Origin of the sequence: Pseudoalteromonas sp. SG45-3, assembly GCF_014164075.1 — a bacterium.
GTDB lineage: Bacteria > Pseudomonadota > Gammaproteobacteria > Enterobacterales > Alteromonadaceae > Pseudoalteromonas > Pseudoalteromonas distincta.
Genome location: NZ_JACJEN010000002.1, coordinates 252518 through 274482, shown reverse-complemented (window position 1 = coordinate 274482; position 21965 = coordinate 252518). Strand labels below are relative to the sequence as shown.

At 38.4% G+C, this 21965-nt stretch carries 16 protein-coding genes; 7 read left to right on the top strand and 9 right to left on the bottom strand.

All coding sequences use genetic code 11. From position 1 onward, the window contains the following. The first annotated feature begins 48 nt into the window (after window positions 1–48). Both H5126_RS03595 and H5126_RS03590 read left to right on the top strand, forming a co-directional pair. Entirely contained in the window at window positions 49–1884 is a 1836-nt protein-coding gene (locus H5126_RS03595; RefSeq protein ID WP_182720725.1) for a DUF885 family protein, read from the top strand. A gap of 90 nt (window positions 1885–1974) precedes the next feature. Further along, window positions 1975–2643 (top strand): hypothetical protein, encoded by a 669-nt coding sequence (locus H5126_RS03590; RefSeq protein WP_182720726.1) that lies wholly within the window; start codon window positions 1975–1977, stop codon window positions 2641–2643. Here H5126_RS03590 and H5126_RS03585 read toward each other — a convergent pair. Then, window positions 2626–3069, bottom strand: coding sequence for a hypothetical protein (locus H5126_RS03585; RefSeq protein ID WP_039488311.1), 444 nt, complete (start codon window positions 3067–3069; stop codon window positions 2626–2628). The genes H5126_RS03590 and H5126_RS03585 overlap by 18 nt on opposite strands. A gap of 320 nt (window positions 3070–3389) precedes the next feature. Further along, entirely contained in the window at window positions 3390–4106 is a 717-nt protein-coding gene (locus H5126_RS03580) for an SIMPL domain-containing protein (protein WP_182671393.1), read from the bottom strand. A 114-nt stretch (window positions 4107–4220) separates the two neighbouring features. Between H5126_RS03580 and H5126_RS03575 the strand changes: the two genes are divergently transcribed. Together H5126_RS03575 and H5126_RS03570 are read left to right on the top strand one after the other, a co-directional pair. Further along, window positions 4221–6890, top strand: a complete 2670-nt coding sequence (locus H5126_RS03575; protein WP_182720727.1) for a bifunctional acetate--CoA ligase family protein/GNAT family N-acetyltransferase — start codon at window positions 4221–4223, stop codon at window positions 6888–6890. Then, window positions 6890–7843, top strand: a complete 954-nt coding sequence (locus H5126_RS03570) for an ion transporter (protein ID WP_182720728.1) — start codon at window positions 6890–6892, stop codon at window positions 7841–7843. Before H5126_RS03575 ends, H5126_RS03570 begins: the two co-directional genes overlap by 1 nt. Before the next feature lie 16 nt (window positions 7844–7859). Here H5126_RS03570 and H5126_RS03565 read toward each other — a convergent pair whose 3' ends face one another. Genes H5126_RS03565 through H5126_RS03555 form a run of 3 tightly spaced genes read right to left on the bottom strand, consistent with a single transcriptional unit; the run spans window position 7860 to window position 13007 of the window. Then, complete coding sequence (locus tag H5126_RS03565) at window positions 7860–12362, bottom strand: EAL domain-containing protein (RefSeq protein WP_182720729.1); 4503 nt, start codon at window positions 12360–12362, stop codon at window positions 7860–7862. 25 nt (window positions 12363–12387) lie between these two features. Further along, window positions 12388–12789: a GNAT family N-acetyltransferase gene (locus H5126_RS03560; protein WP_182720730.1), complete on the bottom strand. Its 402-nt coding sequence runs from the start codon at window positions 12787–12789 to the stop codon at window positions 12388–12390. A 14-nt stretch (window positions 12790–12803) separates the two neighbouring features. Then, window positions 12804–13007 carry a DUF3283 family protein gene (locus H5126_RS03555; RefSeq protein WP_024596204.1) on the bottom strand — a complete coding sequence of 68 codons (204 nt, stop codon included), beginning with the start codon at window positions 13005–13007 and terminating at the stop codon, window positions 12804–12806. Between the two features lie 119 nt (window positions 13008–13126). On the opposite strand from H5126_RS03555, the gene H5126_RS03550 reads away from it, so the two are divergent. Next, window positions 13127–13825, top strand: coding sequence for an ABC transporter substrate-binding protein (locus H5126_RS03550; RefSeq protein ID WP_182720731.1), 699 nt, complete (start codon window positions 13127–13129; stop codon window positions 13823–13825). Here the strand turns inward: H5126_RS03550 and H5126_RS03545 are convergent. Continuing rightward, window positions 13822–14067 (bottom strand): DUF1289 domain-containing protein, encoded by a 246-nt coding sequence (locus H5126_RS03545; RefSeq protein WP_182720732.1) that lies wholly within the window; start codon window positions 14065–14067, stop codon window positions 13822–13824. The two genes, H5126_RS03550 and H5126_RS03545, sit on opposite strands and share 4 nt — an antisense overlap. A gap of 105 nt (window positions 14068–14172) precedes the next feature. Beyond that, window positions 14173–15306 carry a 1-acyl-sn-glycerol-3-phosphate acyltransferase gene (locus H5126_RS03540; RefSeq protein WP_154903727.1) on the bottom strand — a complete coding sequence of 378 codons (1134 nt, stop codon included), beginning with the start codon at window positions 15304–15306 and terminating at the stop codon, window positions 14173–14175. A 388-nt stretch (window positions 15307–15694) separates the two neighbouring features. On the opposite strand from H5126_RS03540, the gene H5126_RS03535 reads away from it, so the two are divergent. Continuing rightward, a complete protein-coding gene (locus H5126_RS03535) occupies window positions 15695–16639 on the top strand; it encodes a D-2-hydroxyacid dehydrogenase (protein ID WP_182712855.1) in 945 nt (314 codons plus the stop codon). Between the two features lie 185 nt (window positions 16640–16824). Next, complete coding sequence (locus H5126_RS03530; RefSeq protein ID WP_024596200.1) at window positions 16825–17205, top strand: DUF3192 domain-containing protein; 381 nt, start codon at window positions 16825–16827, stop codon at window positions 17203–17205. Between the two features lie 66 nt (window positions 17206–17271). Here the strand turns inward: H5126_RS03530 and H5126_RS03525 are convergent, their stop codons facing one another. Both H5126_RS03525 and H5126_RS03520 read right to left on the bottom strand, forming a co-directional pair. Beyond that, complete coding sequence (locus tag H5126_RS03525) at window positions 17272–18171, bottom strand: diguanylate cyclase (RefSeq protein WP_024605076.1); 900 nt, start codon at window positions 18169–18171, stop codon at window positions 17272–17274. Next, the gene (locus H5126_RS03520; RefSeq protein ID WP_182720733.1) at window positions 18155–21964 is read right to left on the bottom strand and encodes a PAS domain-containing hybrid sensor histidine kinase/response regulator; all 3810 of its coding nucleotides are present in this window, start codon (window positions 21962–21964) and stop codon (window positions 18155–18157) included. The genes H5126_RS03525 and H5126_RS03520 overlap by 17 nt, the downstream gene beginning before the upstream one ends. Window position 21965: the final 1 nt, after the last annotated feature.

Genomic DNA, 21965 nt, shown 5'->3' with positions numbered 1-21965 from the left:
ATAAATATAAATCACCCTAATGGGTTTCTAACAACAAAAGGGAAAACAATGCGTAAACTCACTTTTATTGCGGCCGCAGTAAGCGTTGCACTACTTGCTGGCTGCCAGCAAACAACACAACAATCTACTTCAGCCCCTATTGCACAAGCAGTTCAATCACAACAAAGTGAAATAGACAAAGCCAATGCATTTTTTGAAGATACATTTAACCGCGATGTAATGAGCAGCCCTGTATATCAAACATACATGGGGATTAAGCAAGATTACGATAAATGGGACGATGGCAGCGAAGAAAGAAAGCTTAAAGATTTAGCACAAACAAAAGCTGACCTAGTTGCATTAAAAGCAATTAATCGTGATTTGTTAGATGATGCAACAAAAGTTAGCTACGACTTAAAAAAACAGGATCTTGAAAGCTCAATTGCTGACTTTAAATGGCGCTACCATAATTACCCTGTAAACCAAATGTTTGGTACGCATTCTATGATCCCTGCGTTTTTAATTAATCAGCACTCAATTAGTAATGTAAAAGAAGCTAAAGACTACATTTCACGCCTAAATGGTGTAACTGGTGTTATTGATCAGCTTATCGTTGATTTAACTGTACGTGCAGAAAAAAGCATCATAGCCCCTAAATTTGTATTCCCGCATGTTATTGATTCAAGCAAAAACATTATTCACGGTGCACCGTTTGAAAAAGGCGATGATTCTACATTGCTTGCTGACTTTAAACGCAAAGTAACAGCGCTTGAAATTAGCCAAGACGAAAAAGACTCGTTAATCAGTGATGCATCAGATGCATTAAAATCGGCTGTTAAACCATCTTACTCTAAGCTAATTAATTACCTAGCGCAGCTTGAGAAACGTGCTGATGATCGCGATGGCGCATGGAAATTACCAGATGGCGAAGCGTTTTATAACAACGCACTTAAGCGCACTACAACAACAGATTTAACGGCTAAAGAAATTCATGCAATTGGTTTATCTGAAGTGACACGTATTCATGATGAAATGCGTGAAATTAAAGATAAAGTAGGCTTTAAAGGCGACTTAAAAGCGTTTATGCAGTTTATGAAAACTGACAAACAATTTTACTACCCTAATGATGCACAAGGTAAGCAACGCTACCTTGATGAAGCCACTGGACTTATTGATACAATGAAAACACGCTTAGATGAGTTATTCATTGTTAAACCAAAAGCTGATTTAAAAGTAAAAGCAGTTGAAGCATTCCGTGAAAAAGCAGCGGGCAAAGCATTTTACCAACAGCCAGCTCCAGATGGTTCACGCCCAGGTATTTACTACGCTAACCTTTATGACATGGAAGCTATGCCAACATATCAAATGGAAGCACTTGCTTACCACGAAGGTATTCCGGGTCACCACATGCAAATCGCTATTTCGCAAGAGCTAGAAGGCGTTCCTAAGTTCCGTAAATTTGGTGGTTACACAGCGTATATTGAAGGTTGGGGTTTATACTCAGAGTTTATTCCTAAAGAAATGGGCATGTACTCAGACCCTTACTCAGATTTTGGTCGTCTTTCAATGGAGCTATGGCGCGCATGTCGTCTAGTGGTTGATACGGGTATTCACGCGATGAAGTGGACTCGCCAAGAAGGTATTGATTACTACGTAAATAACACGCCTAATGCAACATCTGACGGTGTTAAAATGGTTGAGCGTCACATTGTAATGCCTTCACAAGCAACGGCTTATAAAGTGGGTATGCTTAAGATTTTAGAACTTCGTGAAGACGCTAAAAAGCAACTTGGTGATAAGTTTGATATTCGCCAGTTCCACGACGTAGTACTTAAAAATGGTCCTGTACCACTAAATGTACTAGAGAACTTTGTTAATGAATGGGTAGCAAGCAAAAAAGCTTAAAACCAATTTAAACAATTGCTTTAAATATGAAAGGTCGCATTTGCGGCCTTTTTTGTTTTATAGTAGTAAAAAAGATTTTTGGAAATAATAATGGATTTAAGCATACAACTACTTAATGCGCGTATTTCAAAGCAACAGTTAAATGAGCTCGATAACGACTTTAAGCAGTTAAGCCCTGCTCAGCAAACTTTGCAGCTTAACCATTTATATGACAGCGCCCAACGGTTGAGTGTTAAGTATGACTTTATGCAAAATATAGCAACGCGGATATTAAGCTCTAACACAGCGCCTTCTCCATTTATTAATCAACTCACTAATATTGACGCATTGAGCTTTTTTACCCCAGCGCTGAAAGTAAATAAAGGCTTTTTAGTACAAGATACACAAGGAAATAACGTACTGCACAATGTGTTTAAGCATGCCGATGCGACAAAGCTGCCATTTAACTATGTGCGCTCTTTGATGTTGTTTGAATCAAATGATGAGTTAGCTAAAGCGCTGGCGCAGCCCAACTCTCATGGCTTAACACCGGTCGCCTGCTACATAGCCTATGCAAATAAACCTAGCACACCGGTAAAGCATGAATTTTCAGCTTTGTTAGCATTAATGGAAATAGAGCAAAAACAAAATCCTAACGCTAAACAACAGCTTGCCAACGTAATAAAAGAGCAAAAAGTTAACGAGACCACAATTTTACTGAGCGCCGCTTACTTGCAACGCTCAACGGCGCAAGTTGCTCACTTAATCAAGGCGCTTTAATTCACTCACAACTTCTGTACGCACACTGTCTATGGCATGTGTAATAGATTGCGCAGCACTTTGGTGATCAACCATATTTGGCCAATTTGTTTGCCAGACCTTTTGTAAGTCTTTTGTTTTTAAATGTACTTTATCAACGGCTAAGTAGCTTAAGTCATGAATTAAGTTAACTTTAACCCAGCCTTTTCTGGGGCTGCCATCTATTTTGTTATTATCGTAATGTGCTGCAAATACAATAAGCTCAAGCTCGGCTAGTTCTTGTAAGATTTGAAAGCTAGCAATGCGTGTATTGTTGTTATCTTCACTTGCCTCCATCCGCCATGCATTATAACTAAAGCCTATAAACGCAAATACTACGCTCGCTATAGCAGTGAAAAAATACGAACGGGGCGCCAGTACAAACTGACCATATTTAGACTCTGACATATTATTTCCTAGAGCCTGTTTATCTTTCGAGGTTAAATTTGCAGCAGTATGTTTGGTATTTAGGCAAGGCAGAGCCTATGCAGTGTGGTTATTTCCCATAAATAGGCGGTAACGTGGAATAAATGCCAAACATGCGCTGCCGAAGGGTTCTGCCTAGGGACAATTTACTCTTTGTTGCCTACATGGATGTAGGTAAGGGGCGTGAGCAGGACGCGGAAGCTTAGCTCGGTTTTTACTTAGCCCGCTAGGTTACAAACCTCACGCCGCGATTAAATCGCACCTAGATTGAACAAATTTTAATTCTGAAAGGTCAACAGGCCCTAGTCATTTAAGTAATATTCAACACTGGTTACCACTCTTATATTTTTTATTTGCGGTGTGTTTGAATCTCGATTACTGATACTAAATTGCCCTTGGCGAGCTGTTTTTATTTTGCCTAATTTTGAATTAGAGTCTTTAGCAAATTTATTAGCGACTTCACGCGCTTTTTCAGTTGCTTCTTGCACCATCGCAGGCTTTACATCATTGAGGCCAGTAAAGATGTATTCAACTTTTGTTTCGTAGCTATCTTGCACTATTGCGATATCTTGTTTAGCAAGCTGGCTCACTTTACTCAGCGCGTTTTGCACTTTATCTGGCGCAGCAGAATAAACAATAATATTTGAGCGTACTATGTATCTAAATTGTTGATTTTCATTACTGTATTCACGTGCTTGCTTATCAATAACTGACTGGCTACCTATTGTTATTTCATCATCGTCAAAACCATGGAGTTTTAAAAAAGCAGTTACAGCATCATTTTTTTTCTCAACCCGGCTTACTAATTTTTCAAGGTTATTGTCGGCATCACTAAATTGCAGAGGCCAAATTACCGTATCGGCTATTACTTCTCGCTCGGCCAATCCCTTAACCTGCACAGTACGTTCCATCCCTTTCACACTCAAAGCGGTACTTTTTAAAATAAACCCTAAGCTAATTAAGCCTATACTTAAACAAATAGCCGCTATAACAATGTAAAAACCGGGGTTTTTATTCACAATAATCTCCTTGATTGATATCAATAATAAGCATCGAGACGCTCGAAATAACACAGTAAACAGGGTACATTGAGACTATAAATAACGCAAAATTTAATCAGCCTAGGAAAAACCATGAGCCTTAAGCGTATAACCCAATTTTTTAACCCAAGCTCAGTGGCCGTTATTGGCGCCTCTAACATATCAACTCGGGCTGGTTTTGTGGTTATGCGCAACTTACTTCAAGGTGGCTTTAAAGGGCCGATAATGCCTGTTACTCCAAGCCATAGCGCAGTACATGGCGTACTTGCTTACCCCTCTATTGCTGACTTACCAAAAGTACCTGACCTTGCTGTTATTTGTACTAACAAAAACACCTTAATTGATATTATTGAGCAGCTTGGAGAGCTTGGCTGTAAAACCGCTATTGTTATTGCCGATGGGCTGTCTGGGGAGCAAAAAAGCGCGCTTAAAGCATGCGCTCAAGCCAAGCAAGTTACTTTGCTTGGACCCAACTGTTTAGGCTTGCTGATCCCTCATATTGGGTTAAATGCGAGCTTTTCACATACCGTGGCAAGCCCAGGTAAAATAGCATTTGTATCGCAATCAGCAGCAGTATGCTCAACCATTTTAGATTGGGCTAAAAACAAAGAAATTGGCTTTTCATATTTTGTATCAGTAGGTGATTGCCTTGATATAAACTTTAATGAACTACTCGACTTTTTAGGTCGTGATGCTAAAACCAAAGCTATTTTACTCTACATAGATAACATTGAAGATATTCGTGGTTTTATATCAGCAGCAAGAGCCGCGGCCTTTAGTAAGCCTGTAATTGCGATTAAAACAGGTAAAACAACTGCAGGCGCACTTGCAGCCGAAATTCACACCGGCGGAAAGCAAAGCTCTGACGCTGTTTACGATGCGTTATTTCAACGAGCGGGTATGCTGCGTGTAAATGATTTACGAGAGCTATTTGCAGCGACACAAACACTCGCCATGCATCCAAAATTATTAAAAGTAGAACAACTGACAATTTTAACTAATGGTGGCGGCCCAGGTGTTATGGCCGTTGATGAGCTAATTCAAAGCTCCGGTAAATTAGCAGAACTAAGCATTGAAACCCGATATGCGCTAAATAAAGTCATTCCGCAATCAGAAACCACCTCAAACCCTGTGGATATTTTTGGCGATTCAGCACCTGCGCGTTATAAGCAAGCATTAGAAATTTTACTGCACGCAAAAGAAGTTAAAAACTTACTGATTATCCATACTCCCTCAGCGCTTGCGCCCAGCGAAGACTACGCCAACATTATTGTAGAAACCTTACAAACATTACCTAAAATGGCGCGCCCTTACGTTATAACTAATTTTATGGGTGAAGACGCATCTTACGCCGCCAGAAAAGTGTGCTCAAACAACGCAATACCCACTTATAGAACACCAGAGGGTGCTGTTGGCGCGTTTATGCACTTGGTAACGTATCGCCGTAACCAAAAGCATTTAACGCAAACACCTGAGTCGAATACAGATGACGCAAAAATAAATAAAGTAGCAGCTAAAGCGCTTATTAATGAGTTTTTAGATGACGGACAAAGCTACTTACCTACCCATCAGGCAGGCCAAGTATTAAATCACTATGGTATTACATGCATTCAAACTGAGGTGGCTTACACCCCAACAGAAGCCAGAGAGCAAGCCATAGAACTTGGTTTTCCGGTCGCGTTAAAACTTATTAGCCCAAGCATTGCTTCAAAGTCTGAAGTAGGTGGTGTGGTGCTTAACTTAAACGATGCCAACGAGGTTGAACAAACCGCTTTTGCAATGCTTATCCGTATTAAAAACACTTATCCGGATGCTGTTATTGAAGGGTTTTCATTACAAAAAATGGCGCCGCGAGCAGGCGCAAATGAGCTGCGAATTGCGATTAAAACCGAGCCTAATTTTGGTCCTGTTATATTATTAGGTGAAGCAGGAACCGGCCTTGAATATGCGCAAGCCGCTGTTGCTCTGCCTCCACTAAATATGAACTTAGCAAAGTATTTAATTGCCGCAGCGCACGATAAAGGCGTACTAAAGGAGCGCATATTACCCGAAAAAGTTGATAAGTATCGTTTGTGTGCACTGCTAACGCGTATTTCTCAGTTAGTTATTGATCAACCTGACATAAGCTCAATGGAACTTAATCCTATACTTGCCAGTAATGGACAGTTTTTAGTACTCGATGCCACCATGACACTTAGCCGTTATCAAACTCAGAGCAATCGTAAGCGCTTATCTATTCGTCCCTACCCTATAGAACTTGTTGAAGTGGTAACACTTAAAAACAACACTCAAGCTACGCTCAGACCAATAAAGCCAGAAGATGAACAAGCTCATAAAGCATTTGACGAGTCACTTAATAAAGAAGACAGATATAAACGCTTTTTTGGCGAACTACCACAATTTAACCACGATCAACTCGCTAAAATGACGCAAATTGATTACGACCGTGAAATGGCGTTTATTGTGTGCCAACGCTTTGAAGGTAAAACCCGTACACTGGGTGTGTCTCGCGTCATTATGGACCCCGATAACCTGCATGCTGAGTTTGCCATTGTAGTACGCTCAGATTGCCAAGGTTTAGGGCTTGGTCGCATACTAATGAGTGCAGCAATTAACCACTGTAAACGCCAAGGTGTGGAATCGATTGAAGGCATAACCTTACCAGAGAATACAGGGATGATTGAACTTGCCCGTAAGCTAGGTTTTAAAATTAGTCGCGACTTTGAAGAAGGCAGTATTAACATGGTACTTAAACTTAAATAATGAATGAACCGCAAACTTTACGCCAAAAAATGGCTTGCCTGTTTGAAGGTACAGGTCAATATCAACGTTCAGGGCATATTCTTGATATTGCACTCATTAGCTTAATAATGATTAACGTTGTAGCCATTGTTATTGAGTCAATCCCAAGTGTGGCAGAGCAGTATTACTACGAATTCTTAGTTTTAGAAATTGTATCGGTCGCTATTTTTGCTATTGAATACTTAGCCAGGCTTTGGGCCTGTGTAGATAAAACACAATATGAAGCAATGGAAGGCTCAAACAGTAAACGCAGATTAAAGTATTTTTTCTCACCACTTGCGTTAATCGACTTAATAGCGATTTTGCCAAGCTTAATGATGTTTTTATTTCCTCTCGATTTACGTTTTTTACGCATACTCAGATTATTAAGAGTATTTAAACTCACTCGCTACTCACGCGCCATGCAACTACTTTTAAAAGCCTTTAACGATGAAGGTAGTTCATTAATGGCTGCTTTTTTTATAATGGCCGTTGTGCTTATTTTAGCTTCATGCGGAATTTATTTAATTGAGCACGATATACAACCCGATAAATTTGGCTCTATTCCTGCGGCTATGTGGTGGGCAATGGCAACACTAACGACCGTTGGTTATGGCGATGTAGTACCTATAACGCCATTGGGTAAGTTTTTCGGTGGCGTTATCACACTACTGAGCATGGGTATGGTCGCTATTCCTACCGGATTACTGGCATCTAGTTTTTCAGAACAGATACGTAAACGCCGTCAGTTTTTTGAAGACGCTGTGCACGAGTCAATTCAAGATGGCACACTTAATGACACCCAACAAGTACACCTAGAAGAGCTACGCCATAAGCTAGGCTTGAGTAAACTTGAAGCTAATAAGGCCATTAAAACGCAGTTAAATGAGCATAACAGCCATTTGTTTTGCAGACACTGCGGTAAAAGGCCCTAAATCCGTGCGACTATTCTCAATTGAATATATCACTCCAATCGCGATTAATAAGCGCGAGTACTTCGGTATTAGGTACCGGTTTACTAAATAAATACCCTTGGAAATGCTTGCACCCTCTCGCCTTTAAAAAAGCAAGTTGGTGCGAGCTTTCTACGCCCTCAGCGACACACTCTTTGCCTAAACTATCTGCAAGCGCGAGTGTTGATTGGATAATGGCCTCATCATCAGAGTCTATGCCTATGTCTTGTACAAAGCTTCTATCTATTTTAAGTACATCAATAGGGAAACGCTTTAAATAAGTAAGTGATGCGTAACCTGTACCAAAATCATCCATGTACAATCTACAACCCAACTTTTTAAGTTGTTCCATGCTGTGCAGCGCTTCTTTTGAATCACGCATTAATATTGATTCGGTTATTTCAAAAACAATTGCCTCAGATGATACACCTGAATTATTTAACGCTTTTTTAATTTCAGGTACGAGTTCTTTAAACTCAAAATCTAGTGCTGATAAGTTAATAGATAAATACAGGTTAGGTGAGGCTTTTCGCCACTCTTTTAACTCCAATAAAGCGCGCGCAAAGGTCTGCAGCATAATTTTTGTAATTAAGCCTATCCCCTCTGCAGCCAGCGAAAACTCTTGAGTTTGTACTAGTTTATTTTCGGGCCAACGCAGCAGCACTTCAAAGCCTTCTGTTTTTTGGCTCTTAGCATTAATAATAGGCTGATAGTAATTACAAAACTCTTCTTCTCGATACGCTCTAGTAAGCTGAGATTCAAGATGCAGCGCTCTTTGAACATGCTGGTTCATCTCTTGCTTATAAAACTGGTAGCGCCCTTCTAAAGAGTCTTTTGCATGATATAACGCTATGCTCGCAGCTTTTAAAAGTGCGGGGCCTTGCTCTGCGTCATCTGGCGATATCGACACACCAATACTTAAATTAACGTTTACAACTTGACCATTAATCGCAATATTTTGATTCACGCAATCCATCAACTTAGTACATATTATAAGTACTTGCTCTATCTGATGAATATCTTCTACTAACACGACAAACTCATCGCCACCAAATCGCGCAACACTATCCGATGGTCGCAAAGAGCACTTTAAGCGCTCAGCAACTTCTTTAATTAGCTCATCAGCCGCTTCGTGCCCTAATGAGTCATTAAAGTATTTAAAACGTTTAATATTGATATGTAACAAAGCCACTTTGCATCCATGCAGTTTTGCTTGTTCAAGGGCGTGTTCAACGCGGTCATTAAATAATGTACGATTTGGCAGCCCAGTTAAGGCATCGTAGTTGGCCAATAGGTGCAGCTCGTTTTCAGCTGATTTTTGTGCGTTTATATCGGTTAAAATAATGACATAACTATTAAGGCGCTGCTCGTTATCGGCCACTGCACTTATTTTCACAAGTACATGACGCGATTCACCATTAGCTAAAACCACACTGTCTTCGCACGAAAAATGCTCCCCAACAGATAGCTTTTGCATAATGCGTAAATAATCAAAACGATTGCTGCGCGATATACCTAAATTTAAAGTCCGGCTAGATAACGACTCAGCGGTGAAGTTAAAGGCGGTTTGCAGTGATTTATTAGAAGCCCGAATATTTAAGTTTTTATCGAGTATAAACACCCAATCACGTGTTTGCTCAAATGCTGCCGTAAATAGTAAAGCGTGTTCTTCAAACACCATCTCACGGGTCATATTTGTATAAGTACCCGCTACTTTTTGTGGAGTTTTATCATCCCACTCAACTACTTTTCCAAAGTCCTTATACCAGCGCCAATAGCCTTTTGCATGGCGCAGGCGGTAGGTACAATTAAAGTAGCCTTTATCGGTAGATAAAAATTCAAGCCACTCTAAGCGAAATAGCTGTTTGTCCTGCGGATGAATTTTAGATAAATATTCATCAAGGCTTACGGTTTCATTTTCGTAGCTTAACTCACTCGCTAAGCGGGGTTGGTAAATGCTTGGGTTGCTCGACTCCCAATCCCAGACACCCGATTCGCTGCCTTCAAGTGCTAATTTTAAACGCGCTTCGCTTTCTTTACTTTCTTTATTTGCTGCCAATAAAATACGCTGAATTTTATTACGGCGCATAACCCACATAGCAACAAAACCAATAAACAGCATGGCGTAAAGCACCATAAAATAAGGTGCACGCCAAAGCGGATACTTTACTTTTATTTTTAAAATAGCAGGCGAGGTATATTCGCCAGTCAGGGGGTCTTTAGCCCAAACTTTTAATTGGTAATTACCTGGATTCAATTTTGGAAACAATACGCGGTTGTTATTTCGAGTATAACTTTTTTGTCCGTTATCGAGTTGATACTCATAAATAATGCGTTCTTGATTACTAAATGCCATAGCCGAAAATGCCACTTCAAGCCCAATATCATCATGGTTTAACACAACCTCGTTAAGAGGCTGTTTTAAATCAAGCGATAGATCTCGTGACATTAAATCAACTCGCGTAATATTTACGTGATCAATAAGTGACTGGTAATTTTGGTTTTCCATTGGGTGAAAATAAGTAAAACCTTTTAAGCTACCATACGCAATATGGCCATCTTTAAGCTGTGCCATGGCGTTACTATTAAACTCAGCAGAGAGTAACCCTTCTGACGTAGAAAATTGTTGAAAATGAAGTGTTTCTGGGTTTAATCGCCAAATGCCTTTATGGCTACTCATCCAGATCATGCCATCATCATCTAGCACCATATCGTAAAGCAATGTGCCTAATTTATTCTTCTCTAAATCGATTGTATGTACTAATTGATAAGTAGATGCGTCAAGGCCTATCAAGCCAAAATTAGAAAGTGATATCCACAATATATTGTTGTTATCAATTAAATAAGAAAGCACGCTAATGGCTACGTTTTCGTGCTGCTTTGGCACTTTGTAAATCATTTTAAGTGCTAAATCACTTGGGTTTACTTGATATAAAATTCCAGCATTAAAAAATAGTGGCGAGTCTGGCTTATTGCTCAACGCGGGTAAAAAGCCATGAGCTAAAAAGGGTTCAAACTGGTCAAACTGGCCACCCAGACGCGTTATTACTTGAGAATCTATATTGTATATAAATACCCCATGATCTGAGTGCACAAAGTATAGATCGCCATTTGGCATGAGTGTAACGCCATGCACTATACCAGTAATCAGCTCTTGATCAGCAGGGTTATGCACTTTTGGTTCGCTAACTTGATGCGTTACAGGGTCAAAAATAAATAAACCACGGTTTGTATAAAGCCATAAATTATCTTTATAGGGCGTTATTTCATATACGGTAAACTCAGTGGTGAGTAAGTCGACTTTGTAGTCTTTTAAATAAGCTTTACCAATATTTGTTTTTAAATCAACCTCGGTAATACCGTTATGCGTTGCAAGCCAAAGCTTGTCTTTATATTCGGTAATCCCCCAGATAGAGTGATGTGATAAACCATCCCCCCCGAGCAAAGTGCCATCGACATTATTAAAATGATAGCTGTCGTGAGATAAGTAAAACGCTCCATCAGTCTTAGTCGCAACCCATGTACCACCCGATTTATCTTTAGCCATATCAATAATACTGGTATCGGCAAGTGTGTACTTACTTTTGGCTATTCGAGTATTTTTAATCAGCTCTTTTGTGTTTAAATCAAATTTAAACAAGCCTTTGTCGGTAGCTAAATCTATTGTTCCGTGTTCGTTTACTATGCTCCAAACATTTAAGTCACTTAGTAATACCTTACTTTTAAAAGGTAAATCTGGGCGTTCAAACATTTTTGATAAGTTACTAATATCAACTTCGTATAAGCCTTGTACCGCCCCTACTAACAACTGTTTATTTTCACCTAATGCGAAAGACTTCACATTATTTTGGTAAATATGTTCAGCTTCACCTTTTAAATGCTGTAGAGGTCTAACTTGCTCGGTGGCAATATCAAATACGTATGCACCATGGCTTGTACCTATAAATATATAACCATTGTAGGCAAACAGCTTTCTCACAAGGGTATTTTTATATTTAGCAGGCAGCTCAAAAATAGTTGTTATTTTTCCGGTTGCGATATCAAGCTTTGCAAAGTCGCGGCCTCGCCCAATCCAAAGTGTTTTTTTATCAACAGCCACCATACTAAAAACAGACTGATTGATAATTTCTTCTTCACTGGTGGGTTTTTCTAGAAATTGCTGATATGAATCTGTTACGGGGTCGTATCTAAATAGGCCTGCAAGTAAAGAGGCTATCCAAATGTGCCCTTGAGGGTCTTGGTAAATACGATCGATGATCGCCTCTTCTAACTCACCATTAGGGCCGTTTATTGGAATAACTTGATAGCCATCATAACGATTAAGCCCGGCCTCTGTCGAAAGCCAAAGGTAACCGTTAGTGTCTATAAGCATTGTATTAACGTAGCTTTGTGATAAGCCTTCGCTAGGAGATAAACGTTTTACTTGTGCCCCTACTTGGCAACTTAGAATAGTTATTAAAACTACAAAGCAACTAATGATCCCATTAACGTATTTACTCATGCTTATTCCATATTATTATTTATTATTATGGGTACTCTAGAGCGACTATATTTCGATGTTTGTAAGTATCAAAAAGTACTTGTAAAGCAAGAGTATATGTTAACACCTGGTTAAAACCAATAGCACAATATAAATCAGCTACGTTTTCATATGCGAAGGTCTTTATCTCTCTATTTTGCGACTTTAAGAGTGTTAAAAGCAATTGTTTTGCAATCCCTTTACCGCGATGTTCCAGCGCAACAAACATGGTAGATAAAAATAAAAACTCTGTTTTATCTTGTAACCTACATGCTGCCACTATTTCATTATTATAGTAAGTAACCCATACCTTATCTTGTTTATTAGCACGCCCTCTTACGCTGTGCTTTTTGTAGAATTTATTCACAAGTGGGGTTTTTAGTTCATTTAACACTTCAACTTTATACATTTTTATATCGATATTTAGCTAAGCATTAGCGCTAAATACTGTTCAAATTTTTGTTTCAAAACCATTTGCTCTGCCACTGGGCGGCTGTGGATTGTGTTGTAAACTTGCTCTCTCGTTTTTTTATTACGCTTAATTTGATACGCCCAAAAAGACGCTTCATAATCTAACTGAATTTGATATTTTTCTTCACGTGGTAATAGGCATAAATTAAAACTCACAATACTTCCTCATTCGCTTTTAAGATTATTTGATTCCCCCTCTAAACTGGGCAAGAGGTAATCTCCTTGTTATTATACGCGTCTTATTTTATTTATTTCTGTAGTAATTGGAACTGATAATGAATAGACATTTTAGTATCTTGTTATTATTGGTAAATTTATTTTTTAGTGCCTCTTGTTTTAGTCATCAATACAACCTCACTTTTAATCGTCCGCAAAGTACACCTCAAGCTGATTATGCCCTCGAGCTATTAAAGTTAGCATACGCAGATATCGGTTTTAAAATACATACAATCGATTTTAGTCACCAAAATGCTTTGCTCGCTGCAAATAATGGCGTACTTGATGGGCAGTTAGGAAGAGATGCAAGCATTGAAGAAAATTACGAAAACTTAATTAGAGTCGATTATGAGCTATTTAAGTTTGACTTAGTATTATATAAAAATTGTTTACCTAACAGTTTAGAACAGCTCGATAGCGTCGCAATTGTTGATGGCTACCCTGTGCAAGAGCATTATTTAGCAACCACACAATTTGCAGGGAATATTATTAAAGTTAAAAGCATGAATACCCAACTTAATTTGCTTGCTCAGAAAAAAGTACAGGGAGCTTTGATGATTAACTTTATAATGCAAAATAATGAGCTCCCGTCACCTCAAGGCTGTTTTGTAAAAGAAGTATTGAGTACTTATCCGCTTTATCATTATTTAAATAAACGTAATGAAAACTTAGTAGAAAAGCTTAAAATGTCATTAATTAACCTAACTAACAATGGCACTGCGTACGCACTAAGAGCCAAATATGGATTAAGCTTTTAAAAGTCGAACCCTTGCTGCTGCGCCTGCGTGCTTGGCACTGCATTTTGCTGCTTTTTTTGAAGGTAGCGCTTGTAGCGCTGCTGGCACAAACTAAGCACCTTCTTTTTTTGGTCGTTCGATAAGATATTCCACGAAAAGCGCTCATCCCGACTACGATAACACCCTTTGCAATACCCTCTGTTGTTAACTAAGCAAATACTTTTGCAAGGACTTGGAATATCAAATATTTCAATTTGTTGCATGCATAAGTACCGCCCAGTTGAAGAGGAGGTATTAGTATAGCGTTATTTTTGAGCAAAAAAAAAGCAGCAATTTAATTGCTGCTTAGTTTTGTTGAGCTGGGATTATTAATACTCACAGCTATTGGTATTTATCTCTGTTTTACGGTGAAATGGCTTAGCGTACATGGCCAGCACTAACGGTTTTAACTCTTCTGGTACACAGGCTAAACGCTGTTCAAACGTCGCTGTATCTGGAGAGTCTATTACCGCCTCTTTACAGCCACCAGCAATGTAATTACCTGGGTGCAAATAAAACGAATCTACAATTTGCCTATCAATTGTTTTAGCAAGCTCTTCAGCACTATCACATTTAGATTCGATTGGCTGTCCAAATGCTAAATGCACATGCCCTTTAGCTGAACTAAAACCTTCAACAATACTGGCAATATCTTCACCCGCTGACTTAATATATTCACCATGATGCTGTTTATGATAAAGCTCTTTAGCCTTAGCAATTGCACACGGTTCATATTGATAAGAAATAGAAACAGGCACTATTTTTAACTCTTTAATATAATCGCCAAATTCTTTCTTTTGTTTACGTCCATTTAATTGCAACATTTTTAAAAGGGCAGGATCTGTTTGATCAAAACCGTCTTTTGCACGCCCTTCTTTTTGTGCAATCCAAATAGAATTTCCACCGATTAAAGAGTCATAGATATATGACGATAACTGGGTTAATGCTTTTAACATTTCTTTTGGTGCTTTAGCAGAGCGCTTAACAATGAAACTTTTATTTAAACGCATAAGCTCAGTAATGTAAGGTATTTGCAATAAATTATCGCCAATAGCAATACGCACTGTTTTCATTTTATGCTGATATAAACCCCAATTAACTAATGCAGGATCAAGCACTATGTCTCTGTGGTTTGAAATAAATAAATAGGCCTGATTAGCGTCTAACTGATCTAGCCCAGAAAAGGTAACTTTTGATGTGGTGCGCTTCACTAGTTTATCTAAGTATTGCGCCACTTCATTTTGCACATCTTCAACGGTGCTTACTTTGCCCCATTTTTTGCGTAACTGACTTCTTACCATTGGACGTGCAATAAAAGGCACTGCCGATAAAAAGCGCGGTAAATTATACTTTGCTATTACATCAATAAACGCATCATCGTTAATCAAACGTGTAAGCGACGCCGCAACTTCGTCGTCGTTGTATGGGCGTATATCTGCGTATTTATCTTCTAATTCACTCATTACTACATCTACAATGTTAAAAAACGGCACGCTAAAGCGCACCGTTTATGTCTATATCCGATTATAACTCAGCCAATCTAAAATGCGAAATAACCAAAAAAACGATTTTTTATTTTAGCAACTTGCTTTAAAGCCGAGTTTAATTACCTTCTATGACCACAGGCTTGCTTATAAGTGCAAAAAAACTGATCAGTCTAGCAAAATACCATGTTCTCAATCTGCTAGTGGGCAGACCACTACTACATAGCCCTCTAATCATTTGGTAGTAATAGCATTAACAAAGCCTTTCTTTCGTAGTACCTTAAGCCCATATTTTAGATTTTTGATGGATCGTAAGCCTCTTTTTACGATTTAAACTCTTTCAGATCCACTTATTTTAGGGCTCATAATGAACATTACTATTCTTGATAACGCAACGTTAGCTAAAACATCTCTTTCGTGTATAGAACAACTTGGTAAATTAACGACTTATGAACTTACCAGCCCAGAGCAAGTTATTGAGCATTGCCAAGGCGCTGATGTATTAATCACTAATAAAGCAGTTTTGAATCGCGATACAATTAGTCAGCTAACACAACTGAAATTAATTTGCGTAAGTGCAACCGGTACTAATAATGTTGATTTAGAAGCCGCTAAAGAATTTGGTATTGCCGTAACTAATGTAGCTGGCTACTCAACCCCTTCAGTTGTTCAACATACATTTTCTTTAATTACTAACTTACTGGGTAACACCCACCGCTATCAGGCGGATTGCCAGCAAGGCGCATGGCAAAAAAGTGAAATGTTTTGCATACTCGATTACAGCTTTAACGACTTGCAAGGTAAAACATTTGCCATTATAGGCGGCGGTACGCTAGGCAAAGGCGTTGCTAAAGTGGCTGAGGCATTTGGCGCTAATGTTATTGTTGCAGAGCGTAAAGGGGTTAAATGTCGCGATGGTCGTACGCCTTTTGAAGACGTCATTAAAACAGCCGATATAATCAGCGTACACTGCCCGCTTACAGATGAAACACGTGATTTAATCGCACTTAATGAGCTTAAAATGATGAAGCCAAGCGCTATAATTATTAATACAGCACGTGGTGGTATTATTAACGAAGCCGACTTAGCAACAGCGCTTAAGCAAAACCTAATTGCTGGAGCGGGTGTTGATGTACTAACTAAAGAACCTGCTGAAACTTCAAATCCACTTGCTAATTACACAGGCAATAACTTATTACTTACTCCACATATTGCATGGGCAAGTACTGAATCTATTGTGCGTTTAATTAATGAAGTAAGTTTGAATATTGCGGCATTTACTAAAGGTGAATCACGCAACCGCTTGGTTTAATCATTTTATTGTAGTAATCAAATAAGCTAAAAAGTGGCTGTTTTTACTAATATATTTAATATTTTATTAGATAAAAACAGCTTAACTCACTTAACAAACTGATTCATAACAACTTATCAATATGGTCTACTCTTTGCTTTAATACAGTTAATAACCAATTAAAAATCTTATTAAGGTAAATAAAAATGAAAAAATCACTGTTAGCAGCCGCTTTAATCGCTCCATTTTTAACAGGCTGTGTTATTGCCGTGTCAGATGGCGAAGCTGAGACTCATTGGGCAGGGAAAAACTCATCAAGCTGGCAAGCACAGCATAAAAATAATCGTGAAGTTATATCGGAGCTAAAAATGGATAGCAGCTATCAGTCTGTTTTAACGCAATTAAAAACGCCTAATTTCACTGAGCTATTAAAAAAAGATGATGATGTATACCAAGTACTTTTTTATGTAACGCATAGCAAGCATTCAGATTCAAAAACAACAAAAGATGAATGTACGCCACTTGTATTTAAAAATGATAAGTTAGTGGGCATTGGTGACACCGCTTTAGGTATGATCACGCAGTAACCAATAAAAAATGTTTGATACAAAAACGCCAATATATGAATATTGGCGTTTTTGTATATTAAGTTTTTAGCGTGCGACTATTCTATCTCTCCCTGCATCTTTAGCGGCATATAAGCCTAAATCGGCCTCTTCTAATAATGCTTGCTCAGCATACACTTTACCACTTTGTGTAGTGGCAATACCTATACTTATAGTGATGTGGTCTGCATTTAATGAAGCTTTATGTTCTATATTCAAAGCATTTACAGCATTGCGTAATTTATTAGCAAACTCCATAGCTTCATGCTTATCAATTCCTGGTAGCACAGCAGCAAATTCTTCTCCGCCATAACGAGCAATAAAGTCACTGCCACGTTCACATTGAGCTGCAAGTGCTTGCGCAACATTCTTTAAACACTCATCGCCAGCACGGTGTCCGTAGCAATCGTTGTAACGTTTAAAGTGGTCTATATCCATAAGTAACACCGATAGCGGTGTTCCACTTCGCTTGCTGCGGCGCCATTCTCGAGATAAGTTTTCATCAAGGTAGCGTCTATTTGGTATTTCAGTTAAGCCATCTATCGAAGCTAGCATTTCTAGCAAATCATTTTTTTGCTTTATGAGGAGTTGGTTGCGCACTCTAACGCGAACAATAGAAGGGCTAAATGGCTTGGTTATGTAGTCCATTGCACCGAGCTCTAAGCCCTTTGCTTCATCATCATGGCTACGATTGGCTGATATAAATATAATAGGAATAGACTGAGTTATTGGGTTTTCTTTAAGCTCCACAAGTACTTGATAGCCGTCAATTCCAGGCATAATTACATCAAGGATTATTAAATCAACTTGCGCTGTTTTTACAAAGGTCAGTGCTTTTTCACCACTTTCAACTAAGAACACGTCGTGTTCTGCTTTAAGTGTTTTTTCAAGTACTAATCTGTTGATTGGATCATCATCCACAATAAGTACTTTAGCTCTTTTCGACATCCCTAACCCCTAGCCCTTTTATAAAAACAATTACCTGTTCTAGCTGTATGATAAGCTCTTGTAGTGTTATTTCAATAGGCTTATTAGTTGTTTTAAGCGTTCTTTCACACAATAAAGCACAATGTGATAATCGTCTAAAACCTAAATTACCAGCTACACCCTTAATACTATGCACTAAGCGTACCAAATCATCCTTATTGGTTGTTTCTTCTAGTTGCGATAGCTGGGTTTCACACAAGCTAGCAAATTTATCAATCATCGTATTAAGTAGTTTTTCATCCATACTAAACTGCGTTAAAGCAAATGATTTTTCAAAAAAGCTTGGTTTAACTAAGTTTAAATCAGCAATTGCATCAATAAGTACTTTAGCAACAACCGGTTTAGTTAAATGTTTATTCATGCCGCACTTTAAAGAACGTTCTACATCAGCAGGTTCACAATGAGCCGTTAAAGCAAAAATAGGCAGTTGCTTTGCGTCAAACTGTTGACGAATCAAAGCGGTTGCTTGACAGCCATCGATTTTCGGCATTTGCACATCCATCAATATTAAGTCAGGCTTTAAAACTTGCAATAATTCCATACCAATTGATGCGCTTAAAGCCGTGACAACATTTACGTTTGCTTGGCGAAGAACACTGCTAATTATTTCTAAGTTAAGCTGATTATCATCAATTGCTAATACAAGTAGACCCGATATATCAGCTTTACTTTCAGTTGCACTGTGAACTGCGGCACTTGTATTAACTATAGGCTTTTGCTGAGAGTTCAAACTAAATAGCCTTTGCCCTAATGCCGATGCTTTAACGTGATGCGCAGCTAAGTGCTCGCTTGTCGGTAAATTAAGTGTGTGCTGATGATTAATAATAATTACCGATGTTTCTTTAGCTGATAACGAATCATTAATCGCTTCAACATTTAAAAGTGCAGGTAAGTCAGCTGCATCAATTATTATTTTTTGAGTATTAGAGAGCTTAATTGGGTATTTTAGTACCTCATCTAAATTAATATTAGCAAGTTCGTTATATGCATTTGTTACCTGCTTAAGCTCTTTACTTTGATCAGATAAAATAGCCAATGTATTAGTCGGTAGCACTGTGTTTTTAGTGGTATCAACTAACAAGCTAATACTGAAATAAAATTCGCTGCCGTGGCCTTTTTTACTCTTTAAAGCAATCTCCCCACCCATTAACGATACTGCATGTTTAACAATAGCTAAACCTAGCCCAACCCCTTGGTGTATGCGGGTTGAAGATTCATCACCCTGAGTAAAAGCGTCGAATAAGCGACTTTGATCGGCTTCATCTATACCCATGCCAGTATCAATTACTTTAAAGCAAATATGCTGTTGCTCTAGGCTATCGCTTTCAATAAGTTCCATTTTTAAAGTAATGGAACCTGTTTTTGTAAACTTAACGGCATTAGTTAATAAGTTACCTAATATTTGCTGCAAACGTATACTGTCGCATATCAAATCAGGTGCTATTAGCGGGTCAATATCAATAACAAATTCAATACCTTTTCCTTCGCACAATGGAGCCGTTAAGCTTTCACAAATATCCACCAGCTCAACCATGCTAAAAGACGCTTGTTTTAAATCGGTTTGCGAACCTTCAATACGTGCAAAATCAAGCATTCTATTAAGCATTAATAACAAGCTTTGTGCTGCATGCTTAGCTTGATCTGTTTGTTGTAATTGCTTTTGCGTTAAGCCTTGCTCAATTAACATATCAAGCAACCCTAAAACAGCGTTCAAAGGGGTACGTATTTCATGACTTAAATTGGCTATAAAGCGGCTTTTAGCTAGGGTTGCTCGTTCGGCATCTAGTTTTGATTTAGTTAATGCACTCACATCCTGAATGTGTATAACATAATAAGCTGGATCGCGGTTTTCATCCCAGACAAGCGATACACTTAGTTGCAACCAGCTTGTTAAGCCCCCTTGAGCAAGCGTTAAATGGTATACGCGTTTTTTGTCATCTAGCAATTGCGCTAAAGTGCTTTTTATCTGCTTCCATTGGGAGTCATCAAATAATGCTTTCAACTGCTCCCCAACGAGTACTGGCTGATCAGAAAACTGCTTTCTTGCTGCTTTATTTACTTGCAATATGGTGTGTTTAAGCGAGAGTAAAACCACGCAGTTAGCCGCAAATTCAATTGCACTTCTAAATTTAGATTCAGATGATTTTAAGGCCAATAATGTTTGTTGCTGCTCGGTAATATCGCGACCAATGCCCATGGTTCCTAACAGGTGTTGGTGCTCGTTATAAAAAGGTGCAATAGTAAGTTGATACGATTTTGTATCGGTTTCTATTCGCTGTTCAACACTATTTCTGTTTTGTAATACTTGTTTTTCAAGCGCATTTATTTGCTGATCATTGTCACCTAAATCATCTACATATTTACCAACTAATGCAGTTTGATCTTTACCGATATATGCCTCAAATGCTTTATTGCATCCTAAGAATGAACCATCAATATTTTTAAAGTAAATAAGGTCTGGCACACTGTTTAGCATAGTGTTGAGTAAAGCTAAGTGGCGCTCTTTCGCTTCGTAACTGCGGCTTAGTTTTTCTGATTGCAGCTGAACTTGGTCGTCCAGAGCTTTATTTGCACTTTGTAATGAATCAACTAACTGTTTGTTTTTAGTAAATACACGCTTCACTTTAGAAAACCAAGGTTGCCAGCTCAGTGGTACTTTGTAATTTAGCTGCTCTTCTTGTTGTGTCCCGTTACTCTCAAGGTATGACATTAAGTGAGTCATCGGCTTTATAAAAATGCGCTGACTTAACCAAAAAAACACGCCAAACATAATACTTAAAAATAGCGTTAAAAAAGTAAACTCTAGTAATATCTCATACTTAATTGAGCTTATTAATTGGGGTTTGTGCTCGTAAAATGCTGCGTGAATAGGTAACGCATCCATAGGCTGCATAAAGTAATTACTATCACTAGTTAATACTGTTTTTTGACTCTGATGATCGGCCAAGTCTGGCCAATAATTTTTTAACGCAGTCGCTTGCTCTATTATCTGTTTAGAGCTGGCGATAATTTGATGCGATTGGTTCATAAAAACGTATTCACCACTGTTCGGTGACACCTTTTTTAACCATCCAGAAATTGCTTGAACATCATAAATTAAAATAATGTAATCGGCTGAGCCTGTGCTTCGTTGTCGACCAATAGCAAAATACGAATTGTCATTCACTTTAACAATAGGACTTGAAGTAAGTTTGTTTTGCGCAAATTTTGGCTTAAATTTTCCATTTAAAATTTCAGTAAGCATAAAACTTTGGCTTTTGTTGTGCCTGCTTACATAAGCAAAACCATTATCATCAACATACGCTACAGCAGATAACGACTGCATTAATGCAAGCGTTGTATTAAACGAAGGCCCTAATGTAATAGCCTGCTGCCACTGCATTAATGCCTTAGCAGATAACGCAAACTCACCTTTACCTACAATTTCCGTACTTTGATCAATAAAATGACGATAATAGTAACCATCATATTGATTTATACCTTCGAGCAAATCTTGGTTTATTTTGGGATAAGTCGCTTGCTCGTATAAGTTAAACATGGTGGTAAGTAGATTACTCACCGAGTCCATCCCGTGGGTAACTTGCGCTGAAACATTTGTAAAGTCAGCTTGGCGTTTTTCAACCGTCCGCTCAAGCTTTATATTATATAAGTGCAAGCACAGTAAAAAAGCGACAATCAATGGCACTAACAGCGCAATAAATAATGAACGATAATAATGCTTCAGAGGTAAAAAATTCAATGTACTGCCTGCCATT

Bases quoted from the DNA above. Each gene is read 5' to 3' on its own strand.
- H5126_RS03595 (WP_182720725.1), top strand. From the start codon at position 49: ATGCGTAAACTCACTTTTATTGCGGCCGCAGTAAGCGTTGCACTACTT.
- H5126_RS03590 (WP_182720726.1), top strand. From the start codon at position 1,975: ATGGATTTAAGCATACAACTACTTAATGCGCGTATTTCAAAGCAACAG.
- H5126_RS03585 (WP_039488311.1), bottom strand. From the start codon at position 3,069: ATGTCAGAGTCTAAATATGGTCAGTTTGTACTGGCGCCCCGTTCGTAT.
- H5126_RS03575 (WP_182720727.1), top strand. From the start codon at position 4,221: ATGAGCCTTAAGCGTATAACCCAATTTTTTAACCCAAGCTCAGTGGCC.
- H5126_RS03570 (WP_182720728.1), top strand. From the start codon at position 6,890: ATGAATGAACCGCAAACTTTACGCCAAAAAATGGCTTGCCTGTTTGAA.
- H5126_RS03565 (WP_182720729.1), bottom strand. From the start codon at position 12,362: ATGAGTAAATACGTTAATGGGATCATTAGTTGCTTTGTAGTTTTAATA.
- H5126_RS03560 (WP_182720730.1), bottom strand. From the start codon at position 12,789: ATGTATAAAGTTGAAGTGTTAAATGAACTAAAAACCCCACTTGTGAAT.
- H5126_RS03550 (WP_182720731.1), top strand. From the start codon at position 13,127: ATGAATAGACATTTTAGTATCTTGTTATTATTGGTAAATTTATTTTTT.
- H5126_RS03545 (WP_182720732.1), bottom strand. From the start codon at position 14,067: ATGCAACAAATTGAAATATTTGATATTCCAAGTCCTTGCAAAAGTATT.
- H5126_RS03540 (WP_154903727.1), bottom strand. From the start codon at position 15,306: ATGAGTGAATTAGAAGATAAATACGCAGATATACGCCCATACAACGAC.
- H5126_RS03535 (WP_182712855.1), top strand. From the start codon at position 15,695: ATGAACATTACTATTCTTGATAACGCAACGTTAGCTAAAACATCTCTT.
- H5126_RS03530 (WP_024596200.1), top strand. From the start codon at position 16,825: ATGAAAAAATCACTGTTAGCAGCCGCTTTAATCGCTCCATTTTTAACA.
- H5126_RS03525 (WP_024605076.1), bottom strand. From the start codon at position 18,171: ATGTCGAAAAGAGCTAAAGTACTTATTGTGGATGATGATCCAATCAAC.
- H5126_RS03520 (WP_182720733.1), bottom strand. From the start codon at position 21,964: ATGGCAGGCAGTACATTGAATTTTTTACCTCTGAAGCATTATTATCGT.